Source organism: Paracoccaceae bacterium Fryx2 (genome assembly GCA_032334235.1).
In the GTDB taxonomy this organism is placed as follows: Bacteria; Pseudomonadota; Alphaproteobacteria; order Rhodobacterales; family Rhodobacteraceae; genus JAVSGI01.
The window spans coordinates 1,303,822-1,315,920 of sequence record JAVSGI010000005.1 but is presented as its reverse complement, the minus strand read 5'-3'; the positions used below and the strand labels follow the sequence as shown (position 1 = coordinate 1,315,920).

Here is a 12,099-nt window from a genome sequence, read left to right as displayed (position 1 = left end):
CTCAGCCGGACTTGATCGTGGTCCAGGCCCGGGTCAGCGCCCGTTCCTGCGCGTCGCTCATCGGTTTGGGCGCCCAGAGCCGTGCCGTGGTTTCCGCATCGGGGTAAACCGCCGGATCGTTGAAGATCGCCGGATCGACCAGCCCGTTCGCGGCCTTGCTGGCATTGGCGTAGCCGGTGAAATCGGTGCAGGCGGCAATCACCTCGGGGCGCAGCAGGAAGTCGATGAAGGCATAGGCATTGTCCCTGTTCGGCGCGTCGGTCGGAATCGCCATCACGTCGAACCAGGCGGGCGCGCCGGTCATTGGCACATGGTAGGCCAGGTTCATCTCGATCCCCGCCTCGGCCGCGCGGGCCTTGGCCACCGCATAATCGCCCGACCAGCTGTTGACCACGCACAGCTCGCCATTCGGGATCGCGTTCAGGTAGTTGGCATTGTCGAAGGTGCGGATATGCTCGCGGATCGGCCTGAACGCCTCGATCACCCTGTCGTAGTCGGCCACATCGGTGGTGTCGCCATCAAGGCCCAGATACTTCAGCACCACCAGCATGATGTCGGTCGGGCTGTCGAGGATCGAGATGCCGCAATCGGCGAGCTTGGCTGCGTTCTCCGGCTTGAAGAGCAGGTCGAGGCTGGCCAGGTCGGCGTCGGGAATGCGTTCCTTCACCAGATCGACATTGTAGGTGAACCCGACCGAGCCCCACATGTAGGGCACGCCGTATTGCACGCCCGGGTCCCAGCCTTCCATCACGGCCAGGATCGCGGGGTCGAGGTTGTCCCAGCCAGTCAGCCGCGCCCGGTCAAGCTTGCTGTAGACCCCGGCCGTGATCATCTGCGGCTGGCTGATGCCCGCGGTGAACACCACGTCGTATCCGGTCGAGCCTGCGAGCATCTTGGCCTGCATCTCCTCGGCAGACGGATAGGTGTCGTAGGTCACGCCAATACCGGTGGCCGCCTCGAAATCGGCCAGCGTGGTCTCTCCGATGTAGTCGGCCCAGTTGTAGACGTTGACGGTGCCCGCCTGCGCCCAGGACGGGCGCACATGCGGCAGGGCGAGCGCGCTGCCAAGGCCCAGCAGGGTGGAACGTCGGGTCGTCTCATCGCACTACCTCCGGTTCTTTCAATGGAAAGGTTAGGATCGGTGGCCGGTTCTGCCAAGCATTTCCGCGTTGGCGGCGGCCATTGCAACCTCTGGTGGCGCATGGTCCAGCGTCATCACCGGCAGGATGCGGCGCAACTGGTCGTGATGCGCCCGCACGCCGTATTCCAGATCCGACAGGTGGAAGGCGTCGAACGCCTGCGACTTCATCGACTCGTTGGACCAGATCGAAAGCTGCCGGTCCTCGGCCGAGGTTTCGCGGTCGATCCGGCAGGCCAGATGGCGCGCCACCCGCATCGCGCGGCTTTCGTGCGGGCGGCGGTAGATCCGGCCCGTCAGGCGGGTCAGTCCCGGCGAGACCGGGACTTCCTGATAGAACTGCACGCTTTCGGGGGTGAAGGCGAAAACCGCGTTGGGAAACAGGCCGTAATACGTCCAGGCCCGGCGCAGGTGCGGCGGCAGCCAGTCCTGCACCGGGGCCAGTGCCAGATAGTGCCGCACCGACCAGCGCCGACCCGGCTGATCTCCGATCTCCGCGATGGATTGCGACAGCCCGTCGGGAAAGGTCAGGTCGCGGTAGGTCCGGCCATAGAGGTCTTGCAGCGCCGGATGCGCCATCGCGACGTGATACCCCTCGTTATCCACGTCGCGCACCGATTTCCAGTTGACCGGCAGCGTGGTGCCCCAGCCTGCCGTCTGCACCGGCAGCACCTCGGTCGTCCGGTAGGCCGCGAAATCGGCGTCGAAGGGCGCCAGCCAGTCGGCCAGCGCAGGCTGCGGCCCCGGCAGGAAGCGCAGGAAGATGAAGCCATGCCGCAGCGCCAACTCGACCGGCTTCAGCCCGAAGCGGGCGCGGCGTCACGCTGACCGGCAGCATCAGCTTGGCATATTGCAGTTCTCGCAGCGCGTAGATCTCGACCCAAAGGTTGCCGCTGGTCTGATGCGGGCGGCGAAGATGGGCGATGGCGATGTTGCGCTTGGTGGCGGGCGACCAGGCGGCGGCGGTGATGTGGCCAACCTCGATCCGCCGGTCGAGGTAGATCAGCGCCCCCTCCGCCGCGACGTTGCCCGCGACATCCAGCCCGACCAGCGCCCAGCGGCTGCTGCCCGTATCGCGTTCGGCCAGCAGGGCGCGCCTGCCGGTGAAATGCCCCTTGTCCCAGTCGATCATCCAGTCAAGGCCCAGTTCGAACGGCGAGCGTGCCCGGTCCTCGCGCACCGCCTGATCGGCCGGGATGAAATCCATGTTGGTGATCAGGAACCCGGCCTCGATCCGCGCGAGGTTCAGCGCGTCGGTGCCAATCGGCCGGATACCATAAAGCGCCCCGGCGTCCATCAGCGCATCCCAGAGCGGCAGCGCCTGATCAGGTTTAGCCCAGAGTTCATACCCCAGATCGCCGGTGAAGCCGGTGCGCGAAATGGTTATTTCGCCGCCCTGAAACACAAACCGCGCCATGCGGAAGGGCTTCAGCGCCGACACATCGAACCCTGCCAGCCCCAGCACCGTGGCGCTGCACGGCCCCTGCAGGCTCAGCGTCGCGATGTTGTCGGTGACTTCGGCCACCGCCACGTCATACCCCAGCGCGGAATCCAGCAGCCATCCGCTCCGCCGCGTTCCAGCCCGCCGCGCCGGAGATGCCGCCGCCGGGGTGCGAGCCCGCGCCCGCCAGCCACAGGCCGGGCAGGGGGGTGGCATACTGCGCGGCCCCGGGCAGAGGACGCAGGAACAGCATCTGTTCCACCGCCAGCTCGCCATGATGCCAGTTGCCGCCGGGCATGGCGAAGCGGTCCTCGACGTCATGGGGCATCAGCAGTTCGGCATGGGCGATCAGCCCGCGCAGGCCGGGGGCGTGGGCCTCCAGCACGCTCAGGGTGTTTTCCAGCATCTGCGCCCTCGCCGCATCGCGCCCGGCGCGGGGGGCGTGCGGCGCGAACTGCACGATGGCCGACAGGACGTGATGGCCGTCGGGGGCCATCGCAGCGTCGTGCGCCGAAGGCAGCACCGCCTCCAGCACCGGCACCGTCGGCACCTCGCCGTATTTCACCGCGTTGAAGGCGGTTTCCACCGCGCGCACCGAGGGTGCGATCACCAGACGGGCCGTCAGGTCGGCGCCGCGGAAATCCGGCGTGCCGCGCAAGGCGAGATGCAGCTTGGCCGCCCCGCCGCGCGACCGGATCTGCTGCGTGCGCCGGAAGAACCCGGCATCGAGATGCGCAGGCCCCACCAGTTGCCGGAATGTCGTGGCGGGGTTGATGGCGCTGACCACCGTGCGCGCGCGGATCTCCTCGCCGCTGTCAAGCTGCACGCCCACCGCGCGGTCGCCCTCGACCAGCACCCGCGCCACCTTTGCCCCGCAGTGCAAAGTGACGCCCGCCGCCTCGGCCGACCGCGCCATGGCCTGCGCCACCGCCCCCATGCCGCCTTGCGGCAGCCGCACCGCGCCCCCGCCGACCGAAAGCCGGTTCAGCAGCAGCATCAGCGAATTGGGCGAGCGTGGCCCGAGCCAGGCCCCAAGCGTAGCATCGAACGCCAGCGCGCCGCGCAGGCGGTCGTCGGTCAGCTCGTCTTCCGGCACGTCGGCGACGTTGATCAGGATCATCCGCAGGAATTCGCGGAACTCCGTCTTGCCCAACCCGCGCAGCCCGAAGCCCGCCCGCGCCAGCCGCAGCCAGTCGTTGCCCGCACCACGTGCCAGGCGCGGCGGTGTCATGGCGCGGAAGGGGGCCAGCACCCCGGCAAAGGCCAGCAGGCGGGCGTGCAGCGCGGCCCATGCTGCCCCGTCCGGCCCGCCCGACAATTGCGCGCCCCGGATGGTCAGCGGCTCCCCGGCTGCCAGCGCCACGGTCGGCAGCGCGGCCCCCAGCGCCAACCCGTGCCGCGCCAGCCCCATGCCCTCGGTCACCCTTGGATCGAGGTTCATGACCAGATGCGCCAGCCCCGACACGCGGTCCCGGCGCGAATTCAACCGTGGCAGCACCCCCACCCGGCACCGCACCGGCCTCCAGCACCACGACCTTGCGCCCCGACCCGGCCAGCCGCGCGGCGCAGGCCAGCCCGTTGCTGCCGCCGCCGATGATGATCGCGTCAGAGCACGGCATAAGCGTCGCTCATCTTCGCGGGCAGGCGGGCCTCGCGCAGCACCTCGGCGGCGGCATTGCGCCCCGGCGCGCCCATCACCCCGCCGCCGGGATGGGTGGAAGACCCGCAGATCCACAGGTCGCGGATCGGGCTGCGATAGTTGGCATATCCCGGCACCGGGCGGTTGAACAGCAGCTGGTCGAAGGTCAGTTCGCCCTGGAAGATGTTGCCTTCGGTCAGGCCGACCTCGGCCTCAAGTTCGCGTGGCGTGCGAACTTCGACGTGCAACACCTTGTTTTTAAATCCGGGTGCGTAGGTCTCGATCTGGTCGAGACAGGTCTGCCCGAAGGCGTCGCGGTCGGCATCCGTCCAGTCCTCACCCCCGATCCGGGGCGGGGCGTATTGCACGAAGCATGACATGAAGTGCTTGCCGGGCGGCGCCATGGTCGGGTCGATCATCGTCGGGATCATCACGTCCTGGAAAGGGTCGCGGCTGAAACGGCCGTCTTTCCAGTCGTCATAGGCGCGCTCCATCCGCTCGATCGAGTCGGTGAAATGCAGGTCGCCCTTCAGCATCGGCGCGCCTGCGGGCAGGGCGGGAAACTCGGGCGGGCCATCAAGCGCGATGTTCAGCTTGCCGGATGATCCCCGGATCTTGAACGCCTTGACCCGGCGCAGGAAGTCGCCGGGCAACTCGGCGGCATCGACGTGTTTCAGGAAGGTGCGCTTGACATCCATGTTGGAGATCACCCGGCGGCCCGCAACCTCGGTGCCATCCTCCAGCACCACCCCCACCGCCCGGCCTGCGCGGACCAGAATCCGCTCGACGCCCTGACCTGCGCGAATCTCTCCCCCCGCCGCCGCCAGCGATTTCGCCAGCGCCTGCGTCACCGACCCCATGCCGCCGCGCGCGAAGCCCCAGGCGCCGACGTTGCCATCGACATCGCCCATGTAGTGGTGCAGCAGCACATAGGCCGACCCCGGCGACATCGGCCCCAGCGCGGTGCCGATGATCGCCGACACCGCGAGATAGGCCTTGATCACCGGGTTCTCGAAATACTCGTCGAGATAGTCGGAAATGCTCATGGTCCAGAACCGGATCATCTCGCAGATCTGGCTTTCCGACAGGGCGAACAACTGGCGGCCCAGAAAGGCCAGTTCGCCCAGATCGCGCGGGCGAAAGCTGGCCGGGTCGGGCGGGGTGCGCATCAGCAGCGGGCGGATGAAGCGGCAATGGCGCAGGATGTCGCGCGCGTAGCGGTCGTAGCTTTCGGCATCGCGCGCCGAATGGCGGGCGAATTCGCGGCGGTTGGCGTCGTGGTCGCGGAACATCGCGAGATAGCCGCCACCTTGCGTCAGCACCGCGCCGCCCTCGTAGGGCAGGATCTGCAGGCCGTGTTTCGGCAATTCCAGATCGCGCATGATCTCGGGCCGGAACAGGCTGCTGACGTAGGAGCAGTTGGAGTAGGTGAAGCCCGGATGAAGCTCGCGGCTGACCGTCGCGCCGCCGCGCCGCCGATCCAGTCGTTCTTTTCCACCACGCAGACCCGCATCCCGGCGCGGGCGAGGTAGCAGGCCGTCACCAGCCCGTTGTGCCCCGCGCCGATGATCACGGCGTCGTAAATCATGCCGCCGCCACCTGTTCCAGCGTCAGGTCCACCGCCGTTTCAAACGCGGCCAGCGTGTCGGACAGGCAGGCCGCGTCATGCGCCTCGCAGATGAACCACGGCTCGCGGCTGTCGGGTTCGCAGATGATGCCAAGGTCGTGCAGGTGCAGCGCCATGGTGTCGTAGAAGGTGTAGTCCGAAAGCTTCCAGTCGCGGTAATTGTCGGGCGCCTGCTCGGCAAAGAACAGGCCGAACATGCTGGAATGCCCGGTGAAGGAATGGACGATGCCGCGCCTCTTCAGAATGGCCGACAACCCCGCCTTCAGGCTTTCGCCATAGGCGGCAATGGTTTCCAGCGCCGGGGTTTCGTCGAGGATGCGCAGGCATTCCTCGGCGGCGGCAAGGCTGACCGAATGCGCGGTATAGGTGCCGCCATGCGCCGCGCCGCCAAAGCGGAAGGTGCGCATCACCTCCTCGCGCCCGGCAATGGCGGCGATGGGGTAGCCGTTGGCCATCGCCTTGGCGAAGGAGGCGACATCGGGCACCACCCCGTGCAGCGACTGCACGCCGCCCCGCGCGACGCGAAAGCCGGTCTTGACCTCGTCGATGATCAGCAGCACGCCGTAGCTGTCGCACAGGCTGCGCGCCAGCCGGACGAATTCGGTGGTGGCAGAGATGCCGCAGCAGTTGCCCTGGATCGGCTCGATCAGCATGGCGGCAAGGGTGTTGCCGTGCTTTCTGAACGCATCCTCCAGCCGCTGCGGGTCGTTCATCGGCGTCAGGTGCGCCAGCGCCTTCAGGTCTTGCGGGATGCCCCTGGAATAGGCGACGACCTGCGGCTCGTCCGCACCGCCCGGCTGCCAGTCCGCCAGATTGACCATCCACATCGCGGCATCGAACAGCCCGTGATACGACCCCTCGATCAGCAGGTAGCTTTCCCGCCCGGTGTGGGCCCGGGCAAGACGCAGGGCCGCCATCACCGCCTCGGTGCCCGAGTTGGAAAAGCGCACGAGGTCCATCCCCGGCACCATCCTGGCGATCCGGTCGGCCACGACCAGTTCACGCTCGGTCGACAGCGCGAAGACGCCGCCGACGTTCATGCCGCGCACCGCCGCCGCATCGACGCGCGGGTCGCCATAGCCGAGGATCGCCGGGCCATAGCCCAGCCGGTAATCGACATAGCCGTTGCCGTCGATGTCCCAGAACCGCGCACCCTTGCCGTGATCGACATAGATCGTGCGGTCCTCGCCCCAGTAGCGGAAGCTCGACGCCACCCCCAGCGGCAATCGTTTCACCGCCCGGGCGTAATGGGCGTTCGATTTCGTCAGGTCGCGGATCGGTTTGCGCATCGGTCAGGCTTTCGGTTCGGATGCCGCGCATCCGGGCAGGGGCGTCGGCCCCCGGGTTCATGCCGGTCATGGCCAGAAATGGCCCCGGCAGGCTCAGGATGACCCCGTATTGACTGGCCTGTCAATCAGAATGCGGCTATCGTCCCGCCGCATCCGCCCCTTTCATCCGGTGCGCAATTGCCTAGATATGACCCCACGCCGCCCGTGGCCGGAGCATTCCCCGTGACAAACCCCGACACCGCCCCCGATTTCGACCCCGATCCGCCAAAGGCCGACCCCGCGCCGCGCAAGCTGTCGCGCGAGGCGCGCCGCAGCCAGCTGATCGAGGCGACCATCGAGGTGCTGGCCACCCGCGGCTACGCCCGCACCACCCTGACCGAGGTGGCGGGGCTGGCGGGGCTGTCGCACGGGCTGGTGAACTTCCATTTCCAGACCAAGGAAAAGCTGCTGACCGAAACGCTGCTCTATCTGGCGCAGGAATACCGCGACAACTGGCTGGCAGCACTGGAGGCGGCGCCGAAAGACCCGGCCGCGCAACTCGACGCCCTCCTGCGCGCCGATTTCAACCCGGCAATCTGCACGCAAGGCAGGCTGTCGGCGTGGTGTTCCTTCTGGGGCGAGGCGCAAAGCCGCCCGCTCTATCAGGAACGCTGCGGATCGAACGACGAGGATTACAACGCCCGGATCGAGGCGATCTGCGCCGACCTGATGGGGCAGGGCGGCTACCCCGGCAACCCGACGCGCACCTCCCGTGTGCTGCGTGTCACCATCGAGGGCGTCTGGCTGGACCTGATGACCATCCGCAGCCCCTACAGCCGAGACGAGGCGCTGGCGACGGTGCACACCTGCGCCGCCGCCTTCTTCCCGCGCCACTTCGGGGCAGCGGGGCTGCTGGCGTGATCCTTGCGCGGTCGTGCCATGCCTCGCACGCGGATTTCTGCAGAAATCCGCCGGGGTTTGCGACAAGCTGACGGGGCCGACCCGCCGTGCGCGGCGATTCGGCACGGTCCACCGCGCAAGTGCGGCATCGGCAGCGGAGTGACCCATTACCCGGCACAAACCCGACCTGACCCCGCCCGACCCGACCCCGCTTGCCGAACTGCGCGCCAACGTCGCCCTGCCGTTCGACCAGGCCCGCGCGATGCCTAAATCGGTCTACACCTCGCCCGATTTCGTCGCGCTGGAATTGCAGCACATCTTCGCGAAAGACTGGCTCTGCGCCGGGCGGGCCGACGCCCTGCCCAGCCCCGGCGACTACCTGACGATGGAGATCGCGGGCGAGCCCATCATCGTGCTGCGCGACCGCGACGGCACGCTGCGCGCCATGTCGAACGTCTGCCGCCACCGCATGTCGACCCTGCTGTCCGGTCGCGGCAACACCCGCGCCATCGTGTGCCCCTACCACGCCTGGACCTACAACCTCGACGGCACCCTGCGCGGCGCCCCGGCGATGACCCTGAACACCGGCTTCTGCAAGGACCGGATCGCCCTGCCGCAGGTGCGCTGCGAAGACTGGCTGGGCTGGATCATGGTCACCCTGAACCCTGATGCCGCCAGCCCGCACGACAAGCTGGCCGGGGTCGCGGCGCTGGTCGGCAAATACCACATGGAGGCTTACGTCGAGGCGTTCCGCGAGGATTTCCGCTGGGCCACCAACTGGAAGGTGCTGGCCGAGAATTTCATGGAAAGCTACCACCTGCCGGTCTGCCACGCGGGCACCATCGGCGGCCATGTCGATCTTTTGCAGATGACCTGTCCCGAAGGGCTGCCCGCCTTCAACTACCACTTCATCCTGAAGAACGACGCGCTCGACCTGACGCTGGCCCACCCGACCAACACCACACTCGATGGCGACGAGCGCCGCACCACCTGGCTGATCTCGGTCTACCCGTCCCTCCTGATCACCCTCAGCCCGGGCTATTTCTGGTACCTTTGCCTGACGCCCGACGGCCCCGGCCACGTCAACGTGGTGTTCGGTGGCGGCCTTGCCCCCGAATTCGTCACCGACCCCAGGGCGCAGGATCACTTTGCCCGCCTCAAGGCCCTGCTTGACGCGGTCAACGTCGAAGACAAGGGCTGCGTCGAGAAGGTCTACCGCGGCCTCTGCGCCGGGCTTTCCGAACCCGGCCCCCTCAGCCACCTCGAACGCCCGAACTACGACTTCGCCCGCTACATTGCGGGCATGATCCCATGATCCATTCTTCTGTTTCCAAATATCCCCGGGGGTCCGGGGGCAGGCAGCCCCCGGCCTTTCCGCCCTGTTCCGCCCGTTCCGACGACCAGAAAGAGACTTCATGGCCCACACCCGCATCCGCAAGTTCAACACGCGCGACACCTACCCCGAGCAGAAGCTCGACAACGATCTCTGCCAGGCCGTGGTGGCACGCGGCACCATGATCTTCCTGCGCGGCCAGTGCCCGCAGGACCTCGAAACCGCGCAGAACATCAACAGCCACGATCCGGTCGAACAAACCCACAAGGTCATGCAGAACATCCGCCAGCTGATCGAGGAATCCGGCGGCCGGATGGAACACCTCTGCAAGGTGGTGGTCTACCTGACCGACGTGCGCCACCGCGAGGCGGTCTATCGCACCATGGGCGAATACATCAAAGGCGTGCATCCGGTCTCGACCGGCGTGGTGGTGACCGCGCTCGCCCGGCCGGACTGGCTGGTGGAAATCGACGCCACGGCCATGATTCCCGACTGACGTTTCCGCAAGGCACCGCTCCACCCGGACGCCCGGCGCAATTGGACCCTGCTGCGGCTTTCACCTTAGCCCGAATATCCCGGGGGTCCGGAGGCTGGCCCCCGGCTCGCCCGAGGGCATTCACATCGTTTCGGGAAGGGTTGCTGCCGGTTTCAACGACATGTGGTCATTCTGGCGCAGCGCGGGCCTTGCGCACGGACCCCGGTCAACGAAAACCGGACAACCGGAACGACTGCCGAAGATGATCCGGAACGAAATGGCGATCTGTCAGTTTCCTTGGGACAACCCAATGGAGAATCGTCCCATGCCCACCGACACCATCCCCGCGCCGACGGCCCTGAAGGCCGTTGCCCATGAAACGCTGGTCACCAGCCTTCGCAACGCTCATGCGCTGGAAAAGCAGGTGATCGCAGTGCTGGAACCGCAGCTCAAGCAGCTGACCGATTTTCCCGAACTGCACGCCAGACTGTCCGAGCATGTTCGCGAGACCCGCGAACAGGCGCGCAGGCTTGAGGCCGGCCTCGAGACGTGTGGCGCCTCGACCTCGATGGTGAAGGACGCGCTGCTGAGCGTGATGGGGTTCGGCCAGTCCTCGATCCAGGGCTTCAGCGACGATGCGGTGCTGAAGGCCGTGGTTGCTGACATGATGACCGAGCATCTGGAAATCGCGACCTACCGCACGCTGCTCGTGCTGGCCGACATGGCGGGCAAGCCCGACCTGCGCCCCCGACTGGAAGCGTCACTCCGCGAGGAGGAGGCGATGGCGGAATGGTTCGACCAGAACCTTGATGCGATCACGCACCGCTTCGTCGAGGTCAAGGCGGTGAAAGAGGCGAAGGCAGCCGCGGCGGCGCAGGAAAAGGCCGCGGCCCCGGCCCCTGCAACACCCCGCCCGTCCGGAGATCAGGCGCCGGCAGCCGGTGCCGCGCCGCGGCCCGCCACGCCCGCCGACAGGTCGTCGGACACCTGATTTCGGGCAACGGCGATCGTGGTGGCAGCGCCACCCGGTCGCCGCCGCATCCCGGCAGCAACTGATCACAAGGATGAAACCGATGTTCCATACCGGCCAAAAGTCCCGGCGCGCGCCGCGCGTCGATGCGCCCGACCCCCGCGGGAACCGCTAGATGCGCGCGCTTTGCTGGCACGGGAAGGGCGACGTTCGCGTCGATACCGTCCCCGATCCGAAGATCGAGCACCCGCGCGATGCCGTGATCCGGATCACCGCCTGCGCCATCTGCGGCTCGGACCTGCATCTGTTCGACGGTTACCAGCCGACCATGGAAAGCGGCGACATCCTCGGCCACGAGAACATGGGCGTGGTCGAGGAGGTCGGCTCCGAGGTCACCAACCTCAAGGTCGGCGACCGGGTCGTGGTGCCCTTCACGATCAGTTGCGGGCAATGCTGGTTCTGCCAGAAGGGCCTGTTCTCGGCCTGCGACCGGACCAACCCCAACGCCGCAATGGCGATCAAGGCCATGGGCCATTCGCCTGCGGGCCTGTTCGGCTTCAGCCACATGCTCGGGGGCTACAGCGGGGGTCAGGCCGAATACCTGCGCGTGCCGATGGCCGATGTCGGGCCGATCAAGGTGCCCGACAGCCTGACCGACGAGCAGGCGCTGTTCCTGTCCGACATCTTTCCGACCGGCTACATGGCCGCCGAGAACGCGCAGATCCAGGACGGGGATACCGTCGCGGTCTGGGGCTGCGGCCCCGTCGGGCAGTTCGCCATCCGCAGTGCGCTGATGATGGGCGCAGGCCGGGTGATCGCGATCGACGAGGTGCCCGAGCGGCTGGCGATGGCCGAGGCCGGCGGCGCCGAGACGATCGATTTCTCGAAAACCGATGTCTATGACGAACTGATGGTGCGGACCAGCAACCGGGGCCCGGACGCCTGCATCGACGCCGTGGTGTTGCGCGACAACCATCTTGGCCGGTGCCGACAACCACCTTGGCCGGTGGGGCTGAACGGAAGACGGGCATGCCCGTCTGGAGGGCAGCCCCACCGGCTTGATTGATTTCGGGGAAGGTGCTGGTCGCTGCGGGTTGGTAAGCCGGGTTCCTCTGCCGTCAAACGGAGGATCCGGGTTGGCCTACAAACCCATCAACGACCAGCAATTGAGATTATACATGTCCGACCTCCGATATCACAGTCAGCGCACGTCGGCCGCCCGCGCCGGGTTCAGTGAGCGCACGGCCCGACGGTTCGATGCCGATCCGACGCTGCCCTCGAACCGCAAGATCGTTCACGGGCGCACGG

General features: G+C 67.2%; 11 protein-coding genes and 1 pseudogene. 5 read left to right on the top strand and 7 right to left on the bottom strand.

All coding sequences use genetic code 11. The features are described 5' to 3' along the window. Position 1: 1 nt before the first annotated feature. The 7 genes from RNZ50_15495 to RNZ50_15465 form a co-directional block, all read right to left on the bottom strand. On the bottom strand, positions 2-1,042 hold the full coding sequence (locus RNZ50_15495; protein MDT8856397.1) for a polyamine ABC transporter substrate-binding protein: 1,041 nt from the start codon (positions 1,040-1,042) through the stop codon (positions 2-4). A gap of 90 nt (positions 1,043-1,132) precedes the next feature. Beyond that, positions 1,133-1,801 (bottom strand): RHO alpha subunit C-terminal catalytic domain-containing protein, encoded by a 669-nt coding sequence (locus RNZ50_15490; protein ID MDT8856396.1) that lies wholly within the window; start codon positions 1,799-1,801, stop codon positions 1,133-1,135. Further along, the gene (locus tag RNZ50_15485) at positions 1,737-2,663 is read right to left on the bottom strand and encodes a glycine cleavage T C-terminal barrel domain-containing protein (GenBank protein MDT8856395.1); all 927 of its coding nucleotides are present in this window, start codon (positions 2,661-2,663) and stop codon (positions 1,737-1,739) included. The genes RNZ50_15490 and RNZ50_15485 overlap by 65 nt, the downstream gene beginning before the upstream one ends. A gap of 7 nt (positions 2,664-2,670) precedes the next feature. Continuing rightward, entirely contained in the window at positions 2,671-4,065 is a 1,395-nt protein-coding gene (locus tag RNZ50_15480; protein MDT8856394.1) for an NAD(P)/FAD-dependent oxidoreductase, read from the bottom strand. A gap of 119 nt (positions 4,066-4,184) precedes the next feature. Next, complete coding sequence (locus RNZ50_15475; GenBank protein ID MDT8856393.1) at positions 4,185-5,600, bottom strand: NAD(P)/FAD-dependent oxidoreductase; 1,416 nt, start codon at positions 5,598-5,600, stop codon at positions 4,185-4,187. Next, entirely contained in the window at positions 5,534-5,806 is a 273-nt protein-coding gene (locus RNZ50_15470) for an FAD-dependent oxidoreductase (GenBank protein ID MDT8856392.1), read from the bottom strand. The genes RNZ50_15475 and RNZ50_15470 overlap by 67 nt, the downstream gene beginning before the upstream one ends. Next, positions 5,803-7,134: an aminotransferase class III-fold pyridoxal phosphate-dependent enzyme gene (locus RNZ50_15465; protein ID MDT8856391.1), complete on the bottom strand. Its 1,332-nt coding sequence runs from the start codon at positions 7,132-7,134 to the stop codon at positions 5,803-5,805. The genes RNZ50_15470 and RNZ50_15465 overlap by 4 nt, the downstream gene beginning before the upstream one ends. A 222-nt stretch (positions 7,135-7,356) precedes the next feature. On the opposite strand from RNZ50_15465, the gene RNZ50_15460 reads away from it, so the two are divergent. From RNZ50_15460 to RNZ50_15440, 5 genes and pseudogenes are all read left to right on the top strand, one after another. Beyond that, the gene (locus RNZ50_15460) at positions 7,357-8,034 is read left to right on the top strand and encodes a TetR/AcrR family transcriptional regulator (protein ID MDT8856390.1); all 678 of its coding nucleotides are present in this window, start codon (positions 7,357-7,359) and stop codon (positions 8,032-8,034) included. Positions 8,035-8,275: 241 nt separating this feature from the next. Next, entirely contained in the window at positions 8,276-9,328 is a 1,053-nt protein-coding gene (locus RNZ50_15455) for a Rieske 2Fe-2S domain-containing protein (GenBank protein MDT8856389.1), read from the top strand. Positions 9,329-9,428: 100 nt separating this feature from the next. Then, complete coding sequence (locus tag RNZ50_15450) at positions 9,429-9,842, top strand: RidA family protein (protein MDT8856388.1); 414 nt, start codon at positions 9,429-9,431, stop codon at positions 9,840-9,842. A 289-nt stretch (positions 9,843-10,131) separates the two neighbouring features. Further along, positions 10,132-10,812 (top strand): ferritin-like domain-containing protein, encoded by a 681-nt coding sequence (locus RNZ50_15445; GenBank protein ID MDT8856387.1) that lies wholly within the window; start codon positions 10,132-10,134, stop codon positions 10,810-10,812. 154 nt (positions 10,813-10,966) lie between these two features. Further along, a pseudogene (locus RNZ50_15440) lies at positions 10,967-11,749 on the top strand (alcohol dehydrogenase catalytic domain-containing protein). The last annotated feature ends 350 nt before the right edge of the window (positions 11,750-12,099 follow it).